Source organism: Planococcus sp. CPCC 101016 (assembly GCF_007859295.1).
In the GTDB taxonomy this organism is placed as follows: domain Bacteria; phylum Bacillota; class Bacilli; order Bacillales_A; family Planococcaceae; genus Planococcus.
This window is the reverse complement of the sequence record NZ_VOHB01000004.1, coordinates 103,661-125,007: the sequence shown is the minus strand read 5'-3', so window position 1 is coordinate 125,007 and position 21,347 is coordinate 103,661. Positions and strand designations below refer to the sequence as shown.

The window sequence follows — 21,347 nt, the reverse complement described above, 5'->3', positions numbered from 1 at the left end:
TAAATTTCTTGTGACTTGAAAAGGGGGAAAATCAGTGGATACACAATTTCTTGTATCGCTAGGACTTATTTTAGCGACCTTCGGGTTATATATCGGAATCGCTTTTTATAACTTAGCTAGAAAAACATCGGACTTTTATGTAGCCGGACGCAACGTACCGGCTGTCTTTAATGGAATGGCGATCGGTGCTGACTGGATGAGCGCAGCTTCCTTTATCGGGATGGCTGGGACAGTCATGCTTCTTGGCTACGATGGCCTTGCCTATATCATGGGTTGGACTGGCGGATATTTACTGCTGACTTTCCTGCTTGCCCCGCAATTGAGAAAATCCGGACGTTACACAGTGCCGGAATTTATTGGGGATCGCTACAGAAGCAGCACAGCCCGTTTGATTGCGGCTGTCGCTACAATCATTATCAGTTTTACTTATTCCATCGGTCAACTTTCAGGATCCGGGGTAGTAATCGGTCGTTTACTGGAAGTGGATACTGCAATCGGTACCATGATTGGTGTGGCTTTAATCGCCTTTTATTCAGCGTTAGGGGGGATGAAAGGAATTACCTGGACACAAGTTGCACAATATCTCGTGCTGATAATCGCTTATCTGATACCGGTTATCTTTATGTCCCTGCAGCTTACGAATAACCCCTTACCATGGCTTTCCTACGGACAGATTGTCAGTGAACTTCAAGTACTGGATGTTCAACTGGGAATTTCAGAATACGTCGTTCCTTTCACAGAAGCGACACGTTGGCAGTTCTTAGCTTTAATGTTTACTTTGATGGCCGGAACAGCGGGACTTCCGCACGTTATTGTCCGCTTCTACACAGTTCCGACTATGAAAGCAGCACGTTGGAGTGGAGCATGGGCATTGTTGTTCATCGGCTTGCTTTATCTTTCTGCACCCGCTTATGCTGCGTTTTCCCGTTTTATTTTGATGACGCAAGTCGCTGGTTCCTCAATTGCGGATCTTCCAGCATGGACCACATCTTGGGTCAATACGGGCCAGCTTTCCGTAGCTGATCAAAACGGAGATGGAATTCTACAATGGTCGGAACTGGTCATCAGTCGCGATATTGTCGTCATGGCGACTCCCGAAATTGCGAACCTGGGAGTTTTCGTTGTCGGTTTAATGGCGGCAGGAGCTATGGCAGCTGCCCTCTCTACAGCCGGCGGCTTAATGATTGCTATTTCCGCGGCTCTGTCACAGGATATTTATTACCGTTCGATCAATCCGCAAGCGACTGAAAGACAACGCCTATTAGTTGGCCGTTGGTCAATCATTATTGCGACTGTCGCTGCCGGTATTGTCGCCTTGGACCCCCCGGGTGCTATCACACAGATTGTTGCATGGGCGTTCGCTTTGGCTTCCGGAACGTTTTTCCCTGCTCTAATTCTAGGTGTCTGGTGGAGACGCGCAAATGGTCCAGGTGTAATTGCTGGGATGCTGGTCGGTTTGACGGTAACGCTCATTTATATTTTCTCTGCCCAATATGGCGGCTTTACATTGTTTGGCATCATCGATACAGGTGCGGGAGTGTTTGGTGCTGCAGCGGCAATCATTACCATCATTGTCGTCTCATTGGCTACTAAAGCACCTTCAAAAGAAACACAGGAAGAGGTTATGGATCTTCGTTATCCAGAAGAAATGGTTTATAGAGACGGAGAAGTTTGGATGAAAGAAAGTCTTGATGAGACCAAAGTGAATAAATGATCGGATAGTTCTGTCCGGTTCTCTAATAAAAACCAGGAAGAGGAAATCGCCGATTTCCTCTTCCTGTTTCTTTTGCGCTGGAATTTTGAGAGGAGCTAAATTCGCAAAGGTCTTAGAAGCAACTGACTTTCAGTGGAAAGACTATTCAAATAAGCCTCTTTACTAACTCTTAAAATTCCAGTAAGGTAGAAGCAACAGGGAAATAATAGCGTTTCCACCTTATGAATTCTATATGACTGTCTCTTGCTTTACTCAAATACGCAATTGAATAATTTGGTCAAGTGCTGCAGAGAATAGAGCTGCCAGCAAAGCCGAAAAGCTACTCTCAATTGGAGAGGTCTTTTCGGCTTTTTTATTTGTTTTATTTGATTATTATATTTAATAAAGAAAGGGTGAGGGGAATTTTGTCGCAACTTCCACCGACTTGCCAAGAAGATATCCATTTCTATTTTTCAAGGTCGAAAGGTACCCATATAGAAGCCGGAGAAAAGTACATAACGCTATTTGCACGTTTAAGTGTGGAAAGAGCTGCAAGTGAATACAAAACGGTTTGGGTGGATATAGAAGAAGTGAAAAGTGAGCAGGCTGCTCCAAAGATAAAGAAAATGCCTGACTCGATTTTCCGTTATGAAATATCTGAAGAATTGTTTTGGGAATTGTATAAAATTTCTCGGAGGTGTCCAGAGGAGCTTTATTGCCTGACACCGTTGTCTTACCTCCATGATTATAATAAGAGATGACGAGACCACGTCGGCAAAAGACAGCCCGGTTCAATTGAACCGGGCTGTTTTAATTTTTGGGCACCACTTTGAAATCGATTTGTGAAGGGATGGTGTAATGTTTGCTTGAATTATCGGTGTTTATAGCTGTGAAATCTGCGTATCCGGAGAGCGTGTAGTATCCAGGAGGAAACTCATTGTTCATAACGCTTTGGACAAATTCAATATAGGCATCATCATCTTCTCCACTATACCCACCATTTCCGGAATAGCTTTCCCGCAGCGGTTCCCCTGGGACCAAGCGAGTGGTCAGCAGCGGTTCGTTCATGACATACTCAACCGAATAATCTCTCGTTTCTTCATGGATGGGGAAATAGAAAGGCGAGGCCGCATGTGAGATTTCCATGCTTTTCTCTTCACCGGTATATTCAAGTTCGGCATATATTTCTATTTCCTCTCCCTCGGTATATTGTTCTTTTTCTGAAGCTAAGCGATAGACAAAATGTTCTTTTACCGATTCAGCTTGTGAAGCAGTCACTGTAAAACCAGATAGATCATCCGAAGGTTCTTCTTTTGTTTCATCAGTACCACAGGCTATCAGCAATAAAGACGGAATGAGGGTGCAAATGGCCGCAATCGTTTTCATCACTCTTCTGCCTCCTTTGTAAAGTAGACGAAGCAGTAAGGGTATCTGTTACAAAGGGATATGACATGCGGGCTGCTATTCCATCTTGTCTTCAGGACGCCATCCTTGCTGAAGTTCCCGGATCGACAAACCGAAAGTCATTTCGAGGTGAGGATAATCTTTAAAGCGCTGCCAGTCGCCTCCCCAGTCAAAGCCCAGCTTTTTCCCAATATCTGCGACTTCGAACCAATCACTTTCACCGTTGCCATTATCGTCCCGTGTAATATCCCATACCACTGAACCATCATCAAGACGCAGGGCATAATCGATAGCCAATCCATAATTATGGTAGGATTCGCCGCCTTCTGCATAAGTTACTACATTCCCGGACATGCTGCGGCCTTGGCTATGGAGAATATCCTGTTCTTCAGGCGAGCGATAGCCATCTGTAATTACGACATCAATACCGATTTCAGCAGCTTCTGCGACCAGCTGATCCCGTTTTTCTTCCACGATAGGATGGAGACTCGAAGGCAAAGTCCGTTTCTCCAATTCTTCGCGGAATGCCATTTCTTTTTCAATCCATATGAATAAAAAACCGCCAAGAACCAGTAAAAAAAGGATGGAAAAAGCGGTCTTCGTATTTTTCAATGTTCTTCACCTCTATAGATTCTATTGTAGCAAAAATCACGAAAAGAGTATCGCAGCAGAGAATTTGGTACGATAAGATAAACAAATAGAGAGGGGTTGCCATATATGGTTATCGAATTAATGAAAGCACATGCTTCCGTACGAGATTATAAAGAAAAGCAATTGTCACAGGAGGAAGTCAGTGAACTAGTCGAGGCAGCACAGCATGCGGCCACGTCACATTTTGTGCAAGCATACTCGATTATTTGGGTAACTGATCCCGAAAAACGCCGCAAGCTAGGTGAGTTGTCCAGTAACGCTAAACAAATGGAAGGCGCAGGAGCTGTCTTTCTGATGTGTGCTGATTACAATCGCTTGCAGCATGCCGGCAGACTGCAGGGACAGGAAATCGTTTTTGATCGCGCAGAAAACCTGATTGTCGCCGTAACGGATGTTGGATTGCTGGCACAAAATCTGGCGCTTGCAGCAGAATCAAAAGGATACGGCATCTGCTATATTGGTGGTGTCCGCAATAATATGGAAGCGATCAGTGAATTGGTCGGCCTCCCTGAGGGTGTCTTTCCGGTTTACGGCTTGACAGTAGGTGTTCCGAACGAGGCAAATGGTGTGAAACCGCGTTTGCCGGTTGAAGCTATTCTGCATGAAAATGAATACAATGAAGCCAAATACGAAACCATTTTGCCGGAATATGACAGCACGATCGAAGCCTATTACGCCAGCCGTGGCTCAAACCAGAAAACAGCGACTTGGACACAGCAGATGGCTGATTTCTTAAGAAAGCCGCGTCGTGAAGATTTAAAGGGGATTTTGGCGAAAAAAGGCTATCATTTTAAGTAATTGAAAAACAGCTTCTTTTCAACAGATTGAATACAAGGGGGAAAAGTAATGAAGCTGGCGATATTTGGAGCAACGGGCCGCGTTGGAGGCGAGATCCTCAAGCGGGCTTTGACTGATGGCCACCAGGTAAAGGCCTTGGTACGTTCGGAAAAACTAGAAGCACATCCGAATTTGGAAATCATTGTTGGGGATGTCCGAAATGCGGAAGATATTGAAAAAACAATCGCCGGAACTGCGGCTGTTTTCAGTGCGATTGGCACAGATCGTACCACTACATTGTCTGAAGCTGCGCCTTTAATAGTGAAAGTGATGGAAAAGCACAATATCAAACGGGTAATCACAATTGGGACAGCCGGAATCTTAAACAGCCGCCTGAGCCCGGGATTGCTTCGCTATGAAGGTGGAGATTCCAAGCGCAAGATGACTTTTGCTGCCGAAGAGCATGAAGTAGTTTACCGGCTGTTTGATGAAACAGATCTCCATTGGACCATTGTTTGCCCTACATACTTGCCGGACGGAGAAGCTCGCGGCAATTATCGTACTGAAAGGGAGTTGTTGCCGGAAGAAGGCAAGGAGATAACAGTCGGAGATACGGCTGAATTTGCTTATCAACAGCTGAAGTCAGAGAAATTTATTCAGTGCCGTGTAGGCTTAGCTTACTAAGACTAAGGTGCTCAAACAGAAGGTGTCGCAATGAAAAAATGGCTGTTCCGTATTGCAATGAGCGTTTTTGCGTTATTGGTGATTGCGGTCGCCAGCTTTGTTATTTATGCTCAATTTGATTACGGGCCGAGTGAGGTATTGGTTGATTTTGTGGATTTGTCTTCGATTGAAAGTGACGGGGAAGGATTGATTTTTCAGCCCGAATCACCAAATGGCAAAGGAGTGATCCTGTACCAGGGGGCTAAAGTCGAAAAGGAAGCCTATGCTTATCTTGGGCAGTCCCTAAGTGAACAAGGCTTTGTGGTGTCCATTCCTCAATTGCCGTTGAATTTTGGAATATTGGGTTCTCGAACAGCAGATGCCGTAATAGAAGAACATGCTGAAGTTGAGGAATGGTTTCTTGGCGGGCATTCTTTAGGCGGGGTGGCTGCTTCTTTTTATGCCGAAGACGCCTCGCCGAAGCTAGCAGGTCTTTATTTTTTAGGCGCCTATCCAGCCAGTGATTTTTCGGAAAGCCGCTTACCGATGCTATCTATCTATGGTGAACGGGATGGCTTGTCTACGGTTAATGATATTGAAGACAGCCGGGAGCTGTTCTCTGGGAACAGTGAGTTTGTGGAAATCGAAGGTGGCAATCATGCGCAATTTGGTTTGTATGGGCGACAAAAAGGTGATAATTCAGCTGAAATAACAGCGATTGAGCAACAAAATCAAGTAATAAAGACTTTAACAGAATGGATAAACAAAAACTGACCCAGAGATTCTGGGTCAGTTTTTGTTTCAGACTGTAGACAAAGTCAAATTAAAATGAATAGGATGTATAATCCAACCGGGCTGGCCACTTCGCTTTCCGTGGGCTCAGCTTCAGCCTCCTCGTCACTGGAAAAACCCATGCTCCTGCATCGCTGCGCTAGCTTCGTCGCAAAGGCTTGTCCTTGCAAGCTTCGGCCAATGCCTTTCCTGTGGGGTCTTCAGCTTTCGTCGCTGCGCTGCTTCCAACAGGAGTCTTCGTGGCCAGCCCGGTCGGGATCGTATGGTTTCAATCAAAGGCAGAAGGCTGCTAGTCAGCTCAGGATAAATAAAGCCTGAGTAAGACTGTTAAAAAACCCTTCACTCGAGGATCCGAAGCGCAAGGCGGCGAAGGGCAGAGATATGCTCCTGCATCGCTGCGCTGCTTCGTCGCAAACGAGTCAGGCACAGCCCGACTCGCTTCCTGCGGGAAAGCGAAGTGCCGAAATCCACTCGGACGTAAGGCCGAGTTAGTTCGGCGCGAGACCGCGGAACGCGTCCGCCTGGAGCGCAGGATCCGGTGCAAGTAAAATGAAATAAAGTTTCATTCGTTTAGTGACATATATATTCTTTTGTCTACAAGCTCAAACAAAAACTGACCCAGAGGTTCTAGGTCAGTTTTTGTTTTATTATAGGTAGAAGACGTGATTTTAGCGATTAAGCTTATGGTTGCTTGCGCTTTTCTGATTTGCTAGGCTCCAGCGCTTGTCGGGACTACACGGGCGCTTGCGCTTTTCTTTCTTGTCCAGCTCCAGCGGCCAACTTCTCGGGTCGTAAGCCATTCTGACTGTGCGGCTGAAAACATGCCGCTTCGCTAGATCGTCTTACGCCTGTCGGAGTTGAACGGCCGTTTGCGCTTTTTTGTTAAGCTGTGATGTCTCTTCTTCCAAATGTCCAATAGCTGATGGCCATGAACACAAGGAAGTAAACGATCAGCACCAGAACAGACATGGTCATGGTGATTCCTGGAATCAGCATATTTCCGGTATAGAATTGTGTCAAATCCGTATGGGTAAATAAATAGTATTTGACGATTTCATAATTCTGTAAAAGAAATACAGCTTGAATGCCAGTAAACATTAAGAAGATTGATAAACCGATAGCCAGCGAACTAGAACGGAAGACTGTACCCAGCATAAAGGCAAACGTACTGATCATCCAGACGCTTGAAAATTTAAGAGCTGCCAATTTAAGAGCTTCGAGCCAGAAGGAAGCTTCCACTACTTCAGATCCATTCCATATGAGAAGTGCTCCATCCCCGATTCCAAAAAAGAGCAAACCGGCCACTGCCGTCGAAATCAGCAAAACCACACTCAGTAAAACAGCAAATAGCAAAACTGTGATGTACTTGGACGTAAGGATTTTCCAGCGTTTCACCGGTCGCGTCAACAGCATTTTAATCGTGCCTTGTGAAAATTCAGCTGCTACGATTCCCGCTGCTGCAATGACTGCCAATAGTGTAACGAGTGACATCATCATATGGGTATCGAGCATTTGCTGTTGCATGCTAGCGTATTCCAATGCAGGAATATCATTTTCAAGACGGTGCTCTGCGATGGCGATCTGCCCTTCATAGTAGTCGATTTGCGTCTCACTGAGGTCAGGCTCTGCCAGCATAATTGTACTGTTGGCGATTTCTGCCTGTGCAATATCCTGCCAGCTCTCAGTGACGTCTTCATTAGCGGTGGAATTCATCCATTTGGTAATTCCCAGACCAGCAAATACCACAAATACCAGTAAAATGACCATGATCCAGGTTATTTTCCGGCTCCATAATTTCATCCATTCATTCTGTATGAGCTTGAGCAATTTCTCCGCCTCCCGTCATTTCAAGGAATTGGGCTTCCAGTGTTTCGCGGTAAGGCTGGACTGTAAAGATTCTCGCGCCTGCTCCGACCAATAAGTTGATGGCTCCGGGAATATGTTCCGCTCCAGAATCGATCAAATAGCCTTTGTCGTGAAGGGCGGTTGGAAATCCAGCGCCTGTCAAAACTTCTCCGACAAGTTCCAAAGGCTCTGCTTGAATATAATAACGGGACTGTTGAAGTTCGTTGACATTTTTGATGTCGATTAATTCACCATTTTGAATAATCGCGATTCGGTCGCATAAAAGTTCGATTTCAGATAATAAATGACTCGAGACAAATATGGCGACCCCACTTTCCCGTGCGATTTTCTGAAGGTATATTCGGAATTCGCGAATTCCTGCCGGGTCGAGCCCGTTGGTAGGTTCATCCAAAATGAGAAACTTTGGGTCGTGCAAAAGCGCTTGCGCAAGGCCCAGCCTCTGACGCATTCCAAGTGAATACGAACTGACTTTTTCGTTGATGCGGTTCTGCATGCCGACCTGTTTGACGACCTCATCGATCCGGCCCTTTGAAACGTCTTTATGCATGCGGGAAAAATGCAGGAGATTTTTATACCCTGACATGTATTTATACATTTCAGGATTTTCTACAATTACTCCAACTTTGCGGATGCTTCCTTCAAAGTTCGCCTGTACGGATTGGCCATCAATCCAAACTTCTCCTTCAGTGGGACGCATTAAGCCGACCATCATTCGGATAGTTGTAGTTTTGCCGGCTCCATTAGGACCCAGGAATCCAGTGATCTCGCCTTTATGCAACTCCAGGCTCAGGTTTTTGATGATTTTTTTATTGCCGATTGTTTTTGACAGATTCTTGATCTGGACAATCGCCTGTTCAGCCATGTGATGCCACCTGCTTTCTGTTATCGTGTCAGTAGTAGTAACGAACCAGGAAGGCCAAGGTTTCATTTTTTTAGACGATATTCTATCAGCGTGCATATTGCTTTGAGGAAAAGGGAATAACAGAAATAACAGCATAATGATGGAGGGGTTGGCAATGGAAGAGTTGAACGATAAAGAACAGGTTTTAATGGCTTATTATACGCAATACTACAAAGGTGCAAGTTTCGATGACATTAAAAAATTAAATCAGCATTTATCACAAGAAATTGGAGAAGAACGTTATGGGGCGGCGATGAAGGAGCTGGAAGATGAGGGCCTGATTTTCGGTATGAAGCAAGTTGAAGCCCGTGAAAAAGCGGGTGAGGACAGCCCGATGGCGACGAATGAGGGGATGTTGTACGTCAACGACATCTTGAACCTGCAATCTTACACAGTGGAAGACCACCAATTGGATTATTTAGAGAACAATCTGAAGACCAGTAACCTAAAATTTACATTGGAACCGGTGGAAACTTATATATACAAAACAATCGAGGAACAGGCACAGCAGAAACCGAATGAAAATTCCCCTTGAATAAGAAAAAAGCGATAGCCAGAAATTTTGGCTATCGCTTTTTTCGGTTTGTTAGAGTTTGAAGATAAAGAACGCAAGAAAAATAGAGATGATTACCATGGTGTTGACTGTGAACGATGTCCGTTTGCTGACTGGCTGATCCAAGGCCGGAAAGCGTTCAACTAGCCTCATGGCCCCATAAATAAGCGCAACGAGAATCAGGAGTGTCACAACAAGGTTCATGTCATAGATGCGAACATCGATAAAGCGGATCAGAACAACGGAAAAGGCTAGAATCATGCCATTCACTAAGTTTTTACGTTTCATAGGTACTCCTTTAATTCAGTTTCAAGAAATGGTTTGGCAGAAAGCAAAGCGGTGAATTGTCGGTAGCGGTCAAATTGTCCGGCAGCCGGTTTTCGGCCGGTTTTATAGGCGCGGATCAAAATATTTTTTGGTGTGTGCTCCATATCGATAAATTCCATCAATTGCGTTTCATAACCGACGAGCGACAACAATTCTGCACGGATAGAGTCTGTAGCCAATGCACTGAAACGTTCTTTGATCAATCCATGCTGAAGCATAATGCCCAGTTCTGGCGCTTCAATCTGGCTATTCAATTCATGCTGGCAGCAAGGGACGCTTAAAATCACTTTGGCATCCCATTTGACAGCTCGTGACAAAGCCATATCGGTTGCTACATCGCAGGCGTGCAGAGTGACGACCATATCAACAGCTGATTCTTCATTGTAATCATTGATGTCCCCAATAAGGAATTCCAGCTGCTCATAGCGGAGATCTTGTGCGATTTGCTGACATTCCTCGATGACTTCCTTTTTTAAATCAAGGCCGGTAACGCGTAAATCCAACCCTTTTTCGATGCGTAAATAATGATACAGGGCAAAGGTTAGATACGATTTTCCAGAGCCGAAATCGAGGATGCGGACTGTGCGGTCTTGCGGCAAATGAACAAGCGCATCATCGATGAATTCGATAAAGCGATTAATTTGACGGAATTTATCATATTTCTGCTTTTTGACTTTGCCATCAGCGCTTTGAACGCCCAGGCGCACAAGAAATGGATAGGGAATCCCATCCTCCAGTAAGTATTGCTTTTTACGGTTATGCGAAAGTTCAATTTTCTGTTCGCCAGTCTGCTCTGCTTTCCAGCTGACTTTGAACTTCTTGGAAAGTTGAATCTGTACTTTTTCTTCTGTAAATTGAAACAGGGCTTGGCGGAAATCAGTAAATAGCGAAGCCAATTTTCTTGAAGCTTCCTCAACCGGCAGATTTTCATGTTTCAGGACATGTTCGTGCTGATACTCAAATTGAATCAGGTATTCCTTCTTTATTTCAACCGGCTTCAACTTGATTCGCTTGATGTCATTTGATTTAAGCCTTGGCTGGCTGATGGTTGCTGACACCAGCTGTTGCTGCAAAAGACGGTTTGTTAGTTGGTCATGCATTGTTTGTAATTCCATGGATTATCCCTTCCGTTCTACATAATAGGTTTAGTTTATCACGCTGTGCATGAAAAGGGCGAGCTGTCCGTTTAGTTCCATCCCAAAAGCGGGTCCATTAATTTGGAATTTTGTGATAATATATAAGGGACTGAAAACGTTTTCAATTAGGGGGATGGAAAATGGTGATTTTGCAGAAAACAGTCGGCCAAGTGGTGAAAGAACAGGCCGCACGCAATCCGGATACGGAGGCTTATGTCTATCCGGAGCATGGAATTCGAAAAACCTATAAGGAATTCGACGAAGAAACAGACCGGCTTGCAAAGGCATTTATCGGCATCGGCATTGAAAAAGGGGAGCACGTGGCGATTTGGTCGGATAATAAACGTGAGTGGCTGTTGAGCCAATTCGCCACCGGTAAAATGGGTGGCGTGCTGGTTACAGTCAACACCAGCTACCAATCGAGCGAACTGGAATATTTATTGGAGCAGTCGGACGCGACGACTTTGATATTAGGGGAAGAGTTCAAGGGGACCAGCTATATAGAAATTCTGAATACGGTTTGTCCTGAGCTGGCGACGGCTGATAAGGGAAAAATTACGAGCAAGAAGCTGCCTCATCTGAAACGGGTGATCGTCATGAGCAATAATAGTTATCCGGGAATCTATTCATGGAGTGAATTCCAGGCTTTTGCGGAAAAGATCAGCGATTCTGAGTTAGAGGAACGTTTCCATTCGATGGATCCTGACGATGTCATTAATATTCAGTATACGTCCGGCACTACCGGATTTCCCAAAGGCGTCATGCTGACGCATCTGAATGTCGTCAATAACGGCAAGCTGATTGGCGATACGATGAATCTGACGGAAAAAGACCGGTTGTGCATCCCGGTACCGTTTTTCCATTGTTTCGGTTGTGTACTTGGGACAATGGCGGCGGTGACTCATTCAACAACGATGGTCATTGCGGAGCAATTTGAACCAAAACGCGTACTGCAAATGGTACAGGATGAAAAATGCACTGGCCTTCACGGGGTACCGACTATGTTCATTGCGGAACTGAACCATCCCGAATTTGAATCGTTCGATACCTCGACGCTTCGCACGGGCATTATGGCAGGATCGCCCTGCCCGATTGAAGTGATGAAAAAAGTCATTAATGATATGGGAGCTTCGGAAATAACGATCGCTTATGGTCAAACAGAGTCGTCACCGGTCATCACACAAACGCGTGCTGACGATGATATTGAAAAACGAGTCTCGACAGTGGGCAAGCCACATACGGGTGTGGAAGTGAAAATCATCGATCCAACGACAGGAAAAAAGGCTGAGACAGGAGTCCCCGGAGAACTTTGTACAAGAGGGTATCATGTCATGAAGGGCTATTATAAAAACGAAGAAGCAACTAAAAATGCCATTGATTCAGAAGGTTGGCTTCATACTGGTGATATTGCGGTTGAAGATGAAGACGGTTATATTGCCATCACTGGCCGAATTAAAGACATGGTAATTCGCGGAGGGGAAAATATCTACCCGCGTGAAATTGAAGAATTTCTTTACCAGCATCCTTCTGTTCAGGACGTTCAAGTAGTAGGTGTGCCAGATCCGAAATACGGAGAAGAGCTGATGGCGTGGGTGATTCTAAAAGAAGGAGAACAACTTGACGCCGAGGAACTGAAAGATTATTGCAAGGGCAAAATTTCCCGTCACAAAATTCCTCGTTATATTGAGTTCACTAAAGAATATCCAATGACGGCTTCAGGAAAAATACAGAAATTCAAGCTACGGGAGTTATCCGTTGAGCATAGCCAAAAAGCAGGAGTTTAAAAGAAACAAATAAGATAAGGTTAAAGCGTCTTTCGGGACGCTTTTTTTATTTTTAACAAAGAAGCCGTTGGAGTCAAACAGCTGGTTAGTTTACGCTTTTGCAACTAAGGGGACATAAATAAAAAGAAAGATTATGTTGAATGTAGGATATATGCTGCCTGAAGGCAGAACTCTTTAAAAATTTGCTGTACAGCAATGATATTTAAAGGAAGGAGCTTACAGATGATTTGGCTGAGTTTTGTTTTTGCCGTCGGATTTATTTTGATTCATCTTTTTTCAAAACGTTTAAAGTTTCTAAAAGTGCTGCCGCGCAGTCGGTTTCTTTCCATTGCTGGCGGTATATCGGTGGCCTATGTTTTCTTGCATTTATTGCCGGAATTGAGCGTGTTCCAGGATGAATTGCAAGGAGAGCTTGAAAATAGCAGCCTCCGGTTTTTGGAAAATCATATATACTTGATCGCTATGGTCGGTCTGGTCATCTTTTATGCACTGGAGCATTCGGTCAAAACCTCTAAAAGGAAAAATAAACATACAAATCAGCCTACATCGGCTTCGGGTATTTTCTGGGTTCATATCGTTACCTTCGCTCTTTACAATGGCGTTATTGCTTATCTGCTTGTCAGGGAAGAGTATGGAGATACTTGGGGGATGGCATTGTTCTTCGTTGCTATGGGGGTGCATTTTATAACCAATGACAAAGCGTTGCGTGCCACTCACCAGGAAGATTACGATCGATACGGCAGGTGGCTATTAGCTGCCGCAATTTTGATCGGTTGGGGGATTGGAGCTTTTGCTGATGTCCATGAATGGATTATCTCCGTATTGACTGCTTTCCTAGCGGGAGGTGTCATTTTAAACGTTTTAAAAGAAGAGCTGCCTGAAGACAGAGAAAGCAGTTTATTGGCCTTTTGTACTGGACTAACTTCTTATTCCATCCTACTGTTACTTTTGTAAAATAAAAAATTATTTTTATGGCAAAAAAATAAATGTTTTGGTATAATAGGCTTACTACGATAGGTAATAAAGCATGGTATATAAACGGCTTACCTAAGAGGGTGTTCGCAGTGATTACAGATGAAGAGTTAGCCATTTTCGAATACGAATTGATTAAGTTAATGGAAGAATATCGAAAATGCGTTGACCAATCCTTGAAATTGAAAATACAAGAAGATATGGCCTGGTTAAAGACGGCCATTTTTTCTACAGGCTCTTATGAAAAGACAATTGAAAATTAACATTTCAAACCTGCAGGTTTCCCAAATCTGCAGGTTTTTGCATGCTTGGAAAGCTAGGATATTTGTGAACAACACTGTAACAAATCCGTCTTTAAATCCAGCTGGCATGGGCACCTGACACAGGGTTTCCCTATAGAATGCTTTATAATAGAAGGAGGTAAAGCGAAGGAGAGAATAGCATGAACGATTTAAAACAGCTAGCATTTCAACGAAAAAACAAAATGACTTTCCTGTTAGCAGCATCACTTGTAAAAGGGATTGCTACAATCGGACAAGCTTTGTTTTTCGTATTCATTGCGGATCGCGTTTTTCTTCAAAATGCTACATTCGAGAGCTTGCTGCCATTGTTCGGCGGTCTATTCGCTGCTATTCTGCTGCGTGTAGGAGCTGGTTATGCGATTGGCAGAGCGGGTGTTAATTTAGCAGCTGACGTAAAAAGTGAATTTCGAAATACGTTAATAAAGTCATTTACTGAAAATCCATTATTATCAGCGGCTAAGGGCCAATCCGGTCAAAAGGTCAGCTTGCTGTTGGATGCAGTAGATGAAGTTGATGGGTTTTTTAGTAAATACATCCCACAAATGATCCAAACCTATATCATTCCGGTGCTGTTGCTGGTTGTAATCTTCACTCAAAACTGGACATCAGGAATCATTATATTGATTACCGCGCCATTTATCCCTATTTTTATGGCTATGGTCGGAAAAGGAACGAAGAAAAAAGCGGATGAAAAAATGGAACAGCTCAGTCAGTTTTCGGGTACTTTTCTTGACATCTTGCAAGGGTTGTCGACACTTAAATTATTTGGACAGGCTGAAAAGCAACAGCAGACAATCCGCAAAAGTAGTTTGAGTTTCCGTGACTCGACAATGGAAGTATTAAAATCAGCATTTCTCTCTTCTTTGATGCTGGAATACATTTCAATGTTGAGTATTGGGATTATCGCGCTGGAAATCGGACTGCGTCTGGTTGTATTTGACAGTATTAGCTTTTTTACAGCGTTTTTCATATTAATTTTAGTGCCGGATTTCTTTAACTCCCTGAAAGATTTCGGAAGTGCCTTCCATACAGCGCGTGGCAGCGTATCGGCAGCTGCTCAATTGTCTGCTGAACTCGAGAAAAATCATTCGCCATTGACTTGGGGGAGCGAGACTGTTGCACCTGAGCCGCCTCATCTTTCATTGGAAGGACTGGCTTTCCAGTATGGAGAAGGGTTTTCGCTGGCACCGCTTAATGGGGAAATTTTTCCCTACAGCCAAGTGGCAATTATCGGGAAAAGCGGTTCCGGTAAAACGACGCTTATGCATTTGTTGGCCGGACTTCTACCTCAAACGGAGGGCCGGTTGGTGATAAATGGAGTGCCGAGAGAGAACGTCAGTGAGAAGTCCTGGTTCGACCAATTAAGTTATATATCGCAAAGCCCTTACCTTTTTTCCGGTACGATCCGTGAAAATATGGAGATGGGGACGAACCGGAAAGTCAGCGACGAAGAAGTGTTGTCGGCAGCTCAAAAGGCAGGCCTCGCTGAAATGGTCTCAGCGCTTGAGCAAGGGTTTGACACCCTAATCGGAGAAGGTGGCCGCGGATTATCGGGCGGAGAAAAGCAGCGAATTGCATTAGCCCGTGCATTTCTTAAGAAACCGTCCTTGATTTTATTTGATGAGCCGACCACAGGCCTCGATTTACGGACTGAACAAATCCTTCAGGAGTCGTTGGACGAGCTGAAAAAAACGTCAACGGTAATAACGGTTGCCCATCGCCTGCATACCATAAAAGGATCTGATCAAATCTTTTTCCTGGATAACGGCAAAATCAATGCCGCTGGAAGCCATGAGGAACTGCTGCGAAATTACAGTCCTTATGAAGACATGCTTGCCGCACAGCAAGGAGGTGGCGCGAAATGAATGAATTAAAACATATTCTGAAATTAACACTTGTTGAGAAAAAGGATGTCTCAATTGCCATCTTCTTCGGTTTTTTAGCAGGAATCGCCAGCGTGGCGCTGATGGGGTCGAGTGGTTATTTAATATCTAAAGCTGCATTGACCTCTCACATGACGACGCTTGTCGTCATGGCCGCCTGTTTGAAGTTATTCGGCTTTGCTTCAGCATTGAGCCGGTACGGAGAGCGTCTGTATTCTCACCGTGCAACATTTACCATGCTCAGCCATTTAAGGGTGTCATTTTTTGAGCGTCTGTCCCCACTTGCTCCTGGAATCTTTGGGAGGTATCGAAGTGGAGATTTATTGTCCCGTATCGTTGGAGATGTAGAAAGCCTGCAAAATTTTCTGCTGCGTGTTTTTTATCCACCGGTTGTACTAGGAATCGTTTTTTTAAGCACTATTTTCTTCAGCTCTTTTTTCTCCATGGGAATTGCTGCTGTCATGTTCGTTGGAATGCTGCTGACAGTTGTCGCAGTTCCGGCATTGTTTTCTATTAGAAAACGGCGGACAGGCGGACAAGTAAGAGCCAGCCGAGGAAGTTTAGCTATTGAGGCCACCGAATTCCTTTATGGTTTTCGCGATCTGAAAATTCATCAGCAGCTTGTTGCAAAAGAACGGCAGTTGAGAAACGATGCAGATTACTATAACGAAGGCCAACGAAAAGAGGGGCTTGAAGAAAATCTGGCTCAATCCATTAATTCGTTGGTGGCATTGCTGGTTTCATTTTTCGTATTGGCTGTCGGCGCGTATTTTGTGGCGGCAGGCGAACTTAACGGCTTGTATTTGGCTATGCTTGTCATGATTTCCATTGCTGCTTTCGAAAACGTAGCACCGATGGCCGCTTTCCCTGCCTATTTCGAAGAAAGCCGCAAAGCTGCAGTAAGGTTGGAGGAAATTGTAGCGGAACCAGCCGCTCCGCGAGGAACGGATAAACTGCCTACTGGACAGCTTGATTTAAGGCTTACGGAAGCATCTTTCAGTTATCCGCGAGAAAAAAGCTCGGCAGTTGATAAAGTTTCCATTCATTTGAAGCCAGGTACAAAGACGGCGATTGTCGGGCCAAGCGGTTCAGGCAAGTCGACACTTATACAATTGCTGCTGAATGTCTTTCCTCTTTCTCATGGGCAGTATACGATAGGCGGAAAGCCAATTGAAACAGTTGAACAAGAATCCCTGTGGGAGGAAATGAATGTCGTGCTTCAAGAAAACCATTTCTTTTATGGGACGATACGAAGTAATCTAGTGATTGCCAATCCTGCGGCAACTGATGAACAGATGGAACTGGCATTAGCCAAAGTGCAGCTGGAACTGTTTCCGCTGACAATGGCAGTGGAAGAAAAAGGACAAAACTTATCCGGCGGACAAAAACAGCGTCTGGCAATTGCACGAGCTATTCTAAAAGGAAAATCACTCTGGTTCCTGGATGAGCCTGTCTCTTCAGTCGATAGCGTAACTGGCAGAGCCATTTACGATGAACTTTTCCGCCTCGGCCAGGACGACACCTTCATCATTATCAGTCATGACCTCGTAGGTCTGGAAAAAATGGACCAAATTGTCGTCATGGAAAACGGCCGCATCGTAGAAAGCGGATCCTACCAAGAACTGATGGACAAAAAATCATATTTCCATCAATTAAAAGAAATAGAAAACAGCGTATTTGCATAGAAATGCGCAAGCGCCCGTGTAGCTCTGATGGGCATAAGACAGACCGGCAAAGCGGCGCTCTTTTCCGCACAGCCGGGTTGGCTTATGACCCGAAGAGCTGGGCGCTGGAGTCTGGACAATAAGAAATGCGCAAGCGCCCGTGTAGAACCAAACGTTAGAAGACCCGTCGCGCAATTGCGCGACGGGTCTTCTGGGTTTTGTGGCAGGACTCAGTCTGTTTACTTCAATAGCAGGACTCAGTCTGTTTACTTCAATAGCAGGTGCTCATCTTTTTTGGCATCTTCCAATTTCAGTTGTTCCAGTTCCAGCCGCATTTTTTGAGTTTCGATCACGAAATTATCGTGCTTCAGTTTTTCGAGCTCCAGCTCAGATTCAATCATTTTGTGCTTGAGTTTAGACTGGGTTTGGAGATGAGAGCTGATAATGCCTGCAAGCGGGATTGAAAAGACCATAATGACGGCAACGAGACCGGTCATACGCTTCACTCCGTTCTGATTTTTCTGATTAATTACAGTATACACATATTGCTTGTAATTTTAAAGAAGTAGATTTTTTGAAATACATGACAACTGTCATATAGAAATATAGACGTTTGTGTCTTATGTCTATACGCTTTTCCCTTTATGATTAGGTTAATAAGTTATCCGGACTGAAAATGTCCGTATAGAGGAGGAAAACAAAAACATGAGCAGAGAAAAAACAGCGCAGTTACGTAAATTTATCGCTCCTTTTGAAAAAGCAGATGTTAAATCAAGTGTAAGACAATTAGTGAATACTATTCCGCCTTTTATTTTGGCATGGTTCCTGGCTTATCAGGCACTTGATGTCTCCATTTGGTTAACCATTGCATTATCGGTAGTAGCGGCCGCATTCGTTATCCGCACTTTCATTATCTTCCACGACTGCACACACGGATCATTCTTCAAAAACAAAAAAGCAAACGCAGTTGTCGGTACTATTACAGGCATCATGACACTTTTTGCCTATGAAAAGTGGAAGCGAGAACACTCGATACACCATGCTTCCAGTGGTAATCTTGATAAGCGTGGAGTCGGCGATATCTGGGTTATGACAATCGAAGAATACGTAGAAGCATCAAAATGGGAACGTTTCAAATACCGCATGTACCGCAATCCACTGGTTATGTTCGGGTTCGGACCTTTATTCCTTGTCTTGATTTCAAGCCGTTTCAATCGTAAAGATGCACGCAAAAAAGAACGCAATAACACGTATTTGATCAATATTTCACTTGTAGTGATCTACTCGCTCTTAATCTGGGCAATCGGCTGGCAGGCATTCTTGATCGTTCAAGGAACAACGATGTTTGTAGCCGGAGCATTCGGCATTTGGTTATTCTACGTGCAGCATACATTCGAAGATTCGTATTTTGAAGACGAAAATGAATGGGACTATGTAAAAGCGGCTGTAGAAGGAAGCTCGTATTACCAGCTTCCAAAAGTATTGCAATGGGTAACTGGCAACATCGGTTTCCACCATGTGCATCACTTGAGCCCACGTGTTCCAAACTACAACCTGGAAAAAGTGCATGTCTCTACCCCGCCGCTTCAACAAGCGACAACGATCAATATCAAATCCAGCCTTAAATCATTGCGTTACAAATTGTATGATGCGCCGAATAAAACATTCGTTACATTTGGTGATATCAAACATTTACTCGCTAATTCGAAAACGGCTGAACAATAAAACAAACAGAAAAACCATTCTTAACGGAATGGTTTTTTCTTTTGCTCATTTTTTGCTATGATTGAATCATATAGAAAGGAAGAGGAAGCCCTTATGCAAAGTTGGTATCAGATATTCCCTAAAAACCCATGGTTAAGCCTGTACGCTTGGGTTATTTTTTGTATTTTGCCTTTCTTCTTTATCTTTCGCTCATCTTCGCTCCCTGAAATTATTTTCGGCATTCTGCTGCTGTTGCTTTTTTTCATTGCGTACCGGCTTTCTTTCAATTCTAAAACCGGCTTCGTCTATGTATGGGTGAGTTTCGAAATGGCCGTCAACATTGGAATGATCCTGTTGTTCGGCTATGTCTATCTCTCTATTTTTGTAGCTTTTTTCATTGGAAACCTTCGCAATAAAGTTGGTTTTTTCATTATCTATGGCCTCCATATCGGAACGACCATTGCGGCCGTAGTATTCGGATTTTTTGATCACAGTGAATTATATATATCCCAATTGCCGTTTATTGTGCTCAGTATATTGGGTGTCATTCTTTTGCCTTTCAATACCTACAACCGCAACAAGCGAGAAAAGTTGGAGGGCCAGCTTGAAGACGCCAACAAACGCATTTCACAACTTATCATCATCGAAGAACGTGAACGGATTGCGCGTGATCTTCATGATACCTTGGGCCAAAAGTTATCATTAATTGGCTTGAAAAGCGATTTAGCTGGAAAATTGATTTACCGGAACCCTGAATCTGCCTTAAATGAAATAAATGATGTTCGACAGACAGCACGAACAGCTTTAAAGGAAGTGCGTGAACTGGTTTCCAATATGCGCGGCACCAAATTAGATGAAGAGCTGCTGCGAATCCAGCAGATTTTAAAAGCCGCTGAGATCGATTTTGTGTTCTATGGATCACCGCAAGTAACGAATACGCCGCTTCTGGTGGAGAATGTTCTCAGCATGTGCCTGAAAGAGGCAGTGACAAATGTCGTCAAGCACAGTGATGCGACACGTTGCAGCATCTTGATCAAACAAAATCCTGAAGAGATTCTGGTGCAAGTACAGGATGATGGCAACGGATTCCCGGAAGGAAACACGTCTTTACAGGGAAATGGGCTGGCCGGTATGCGAGAGCGTCTTGAGTTTGTGAATGGTTCGGTGGATATTAAGATAATGGATGGGACTACATTGAATATCCGAGTGCCAAACGTGATTCTTTATAGTTCAAAGGAGGCGATGAAATGATTCGGATCGTATTGGCTGAAGATCAGCGGATGATGTTAGGGGCTTTGGGCTCGCTGTTGGATTTGGAAGAGGACCTGGAAGTGGTCGGCAAAGCGGCGAATGGAGAAGAGGCGATTGAGCTTGTCGAAAAACTGCAGCCTGATATTTGTATTATGGATATTGAAATGCCGTTAAAAAGCGGATTGGATGCGGCAGAAATCCTCAAAAATCAGCCATGCAAAATTATTATCCTCACTACATTTGCACGTTCGGGCTATTTTGAACGTGCTAGAAAAGCGGGAGTCAGTGGATATTTGCTGAAGGACAGCCCAAGCGAAGATCTTGCTACTTCCATTCGGACCATAATGGACGGACGCCGGATTTACGCCCCGGAATTGGTGGATTTGGCCTATGCCGATGAAAATCCCTTAACTGAAAGAGAGAGCCAGGTAATGGAACTGATCGCAGAAGGGCGGAGTACAAAAGAGATTGCTAAAGAACTGTTCATTACCACCGGTACCGTTCGGAATTACATTTCGACGATTTTAGAAAAACTGGAAGTCGGTAACCGAATCGAAGCCATTTCCCGTTTTAAAGAAAAAGGCTGGTTCAAGTAAAAGGCTGCTGTCAAATGACAGCAGCCTTTTACAGTTTTAAAGTCACTCGTAAAGCGTGTCCGACAATGAACCATCTTCGGTGTAAATGTGGAGTTCCCCATTATTTTTGTTGACGTAGCGCTTGGCTTCTCCCATCAGGCTCTCTTTGGTTTCCTCGATCAAGATGGCTTTCTTGCTGTCTTTTTTCTTTAATTGCCAGCCTTCATCATGTTTTCTGATCTCGTAGACCGGCCGTTCTTCATTCCTGCTTTCACTTTCTTTGGCGCGGTCTAGTGCAATAGGAATGGCACGGCCTTCTTCGTAACCGTCGCGAAGCAATGCATTGGCAATTTCGATGGCTTTATTGCGTACATTACTGTCGAGATTCTTGAACGAATCCGGATAATCATTTTTGCTCCATGGCATAATAATCTCCTCCTTGACACTCT

21 protein-coding genes are annotated in these 21,347 nt (G+C 44.2%); 13 read left to right on the top strand and 8 right to left on the bottom strand.

Features of this window, described 5'->3' with window-relative positions; genetic code table 11:
* The first annotated feature begins 34 nt into the window (after window positions 1-34).
* A complete protein-coding gene (locus FQV26_RS14920; RefSeq protein WP_146558335.1) occupies window positions 35-1,714 on the top strand; it encodes a sodium:solute symporter family protein in 1,680 nt (559 codons plus the stop codon).
* 789 nt (window positions 1,715-2,503) lie between these two features.
* Here FQV26_RS14920 and FQV26_RS14915 read toward each other — a convergent pair.
* Window positions 2,504-3,079 (bottom strand): hypothetical protein, encoded by a 576-nt coding sequence (locus FQV26_RS14915; protein WP_146558854.1) that lies wholly within the window; start codon window positions 3,077-3,079, stop codon window positions 2,504-2,506.
* A 75-nt stretch (window positions 3,080-3,154) separates the two neighbouring features.
* Window positions 3,155-3,709, bottom strand: a complete 555-nt coding sequence (locus FQV26_RS14910) for a M15 family metallopeptidase (RefSeq protein WP_146558334.1) — start codon at window positions 3,707-3,709, stop codon at window positions 3,155-3,157.
* Window positions 3,710-3,814: 105 nt separating this feature from the next.
* Here FQV26_RS14910 and FQV26_RS14905 point away from each other — a divergent pair, with 105 nt between their 5' ends.
* From FQV26_RS14905 to FQV26_RS14895, 3 genes are read left to right on the top strand one after another with little or no spacing between them, the layout of a single operon-like run.
* Window positions 3,815-4,546 (top strand): NADPH-dependent oxidoreductase, encoded by a 732-nt coding sequence (locus tag FQV26_RS14905; protein ID WP_146558333.1) that lies wholly within the window; start codon window positions 3,815-3,817, stop codon window positions 4,544-4,546.
* Window positions 4,547-4,594: 48 nt separating this feature from the next.
* Window positions 4,595-5,209, top strand: coding sequence for an NAD(P)-dependent oxidoreductase (locus FQV26_RS14900; RefSeq protein ID WP_146558332.1), 615 nt, complete (start codon window positions 4,595-4,597; stop codon window positions 5,207-5,209).
* 30 nt (window positions 5,210-5,239) lie between these two features.
* The gene (locus FQV26_RS14895) at window positions 5,240-5,962 is read left to right on the top strand and encodes an alpha/beta family hydrolase (protein ID WP_146558331.1); all 723 of its coding nucleotides are present in this window, start codon (window positions 5,240-5,242) and stop codon (window positions 5,960-5,962) included.
* Between the two features lie 900 nt (window positions 5,963-6,862).
* Here the strand turns inward: FQV26_RS14895 and FQV26_RS14890 are convergent.
* On the bottom strand, window positions 6,863-7,807 hold the full coding sequence (locus tag FQV26_RS14890; RefSeq protein ID WP_146558330.1) for an ABC transporter permease subunit: 945 nt from the start codon (window positions 7,805-7,807) through the stop codon (window positions 6,863-6,865).
* A complete protein-coding gene (locus FQV26_RS14885) occupies window positions 7,785-8,708 on the bottom strand; it encodes an ABC transporter ATP-binding protein (RefSeq protein ID WP_146558329.1) in 924 nt (307 codons plus the stop codon). Before FQV26_RS14885 ends, FQV26_RS14890 begins: the two co-directional genes overlap by 23 nt.
* Before the next feature lie 154 nt (window positions 8,709-8,862).
* Here FQV26_RS14885 and FQV26_RS14880 point away from each other — a divergent pair, with 154 nt between their 5' ends.
* Window positions 8,863-9,282, top strand: a complete 420-nt coding sequence (locus FQV26_RS14880) for a hypothetical protein (protein WP_146558328.1) — start codon at window positions 8,863-8,865, stop codon at window positions 9,280-9,282.
* A gap of 51 nt (window positions 9,283-9,333) precedes the next feature.
* Here FQV26_RS14880 and FQV26_RS14875 read toward each other — a convergent pair whose 3' ends face one another.
* On the bottom strand, window positions 9,334-9,588 hold the full coding sequence (locus tag FQV26_RS14875) for a hypothetical protein (protein ID WP_146558327.1): 255 nt from the start codon (window positions 9,586-9,588) through the stop codon (window positions 9,334-9,336).
* Window positions 9,585-10,742 (bottom strand): class I SAM-dependent methyltransferase, encoded by a 1,158-nt coding sequence (locus tag FQV26_RS14870; protein ID WP_146558326.1) that lies wholly within the window; start codon window positions 10,740-10,742, stop codon window positions 9,585-9,587. Before FQV26_RS14870 ends, FQV26_RS14875 begins: the two co-directional genes overlap by 4 nt.
* 161 nt (window positions 10,743-10,903) lie before the next feature.
* Between FQV26_RS14870 and FQV26_RS14865 the strand changes: the two genes are divergently transcribed.
* The 5 genes from FQV26_RS14865 to cydC all read left to right on the top strand — a co-directional run bounded on the left by FQV26_RS14865 (window position 10,904) and on the right by cydC (window position 17,389).
* A complete protein-coding gene (locus tag FQV26_RS14865; RefSeq protein WP_146558325.1) occupies window positions 10,904-12,547 on the top strand; it encodes an AMP-binding protein in 1,644 nt (547 codons plus the stop codon).
* Window positions 12,548-12,769: 222 nt separating this feature from the next.
* Window positions 12,770-13,501 carry a hypothetical protein gene (locus FQV26_RS14860; RefSeq protein WP_146558324.1) on the top strand — a complete coding sequence of 244 codons (732 nt, stop codon included), beginning with the start codon at window positions 12,770-12,772 and terminating at the stop codon, window positions 13,499-13,501.
* 110 nt (window positions 13,502-13,611) lie between these two features.
* On the top strand, window positions 13,612-13,782 hold the full coding sequence (locus tag FQV26_RS18850) for a hypothetical protein (RefSeq protein ID WP_186759987.1): 171 nt from the start codon (window positions 13,612-13,614) through the stop codon (window positions 13,780-13,782).
* Between the two features lie 179 nt (window positions 13,783-13,961).
* Entirely contained in the window at window positions 13,962-15,686 is a 1,725-nt protein-coding gene (gene cydD / locus FQV26_RS14855) for a thiol reductant ABC exporter subunit CydD (protein ID WP_146558323.1), read from the top strand.
* Complete coding sequence (gene cydC, locus FQV26_RS14850; RefSeq protein ID WP_146558322.1) at window positions 15,683-17,389, top strand: thiol reductant ABC exporter subunit CydC; 1,707 nt, start codon at window positions 15,683-15,685, stop codon at window positions 17,387-17,389. The genes cydD and cydC overlap by 4 nt, the downstream gene beginning before the upstream one ends.
* Before the next feature lie 245 nt (window positions 17,390-17,634).
* Here the strand turns inward: cydC and FQV26_RS14845 are convergent, their stop codons facing one another.
* Window positions 17,635-17,865 (bottom strand): hypothetical protein, encoded by a 231-nt coding sequence (locus tag FQV26_RS14845; protein ID WP_146558321.1) that lies wholly within the window; start codon window positions 17,863-17,865, stop codon window positions 17,635-17,637.
* Window positions 17,866-18,073: 208 nt separating this feature from the next.
* On the opposite strand from FQV26_RS14845, the gene desA reads away from it, so the two are divergent.
* From desA to FQV26_RS14830, 3 genes are all read left to right on the top strand, one after another.
* Window positions 18,074-19,093 (top strand): Delta(5) desaturase DesA, encoded by a 1,020-nt coding sequence (gene desA / locus FQV26_RS14840; RefSeq protein WP_146558320.1) that lies wholly within the window; start codon window positions 18,074-18,076, stop codon window positions 19,091-19,093.
* A gap of 93 nt (window positions 19,094-19,186) precedes the next feature.
* Complete coding sequence (locus FQV26_RS14835; protein ID WP_146558319.1) at window positions 19,187-20,323, top strand: sensor histidine kinase; 1,137 nt, start codon at window positions 19,187-19,189, stop codon at window positions 20,321-20,323.
* Entirely contained in the window at window positions 20,320-20,919 is a 600-nt protein-coding gene (locus FQV26_RS14830) for a response regulator transcription factor (protein WP_146558318.1), read from the top strand. The genes FQV26_RS14835 and FQV26_RS14830 overlap by 4 nt, the downstream gene beginning before the upstream one ends.
* A gap of 42 nt (window positions 20,920-20,961) precedes the next feature.
* Here the strand turns inward: FQV26_RS14830 and FQV26_RS14825 are convergent, their stop codons facing one another.
* A complete protein-coding gene (locus FQV26_RS14825; protein WP_146558317.1) occupies window positions 20,962-21,324 on the bottom strand; it encodes a DUF2188 domain-containing protein in 363 nt (120 codons plus the stop codon).
* Window positions 21,325-21,347 lie beyond the last annotated feature (23 nt).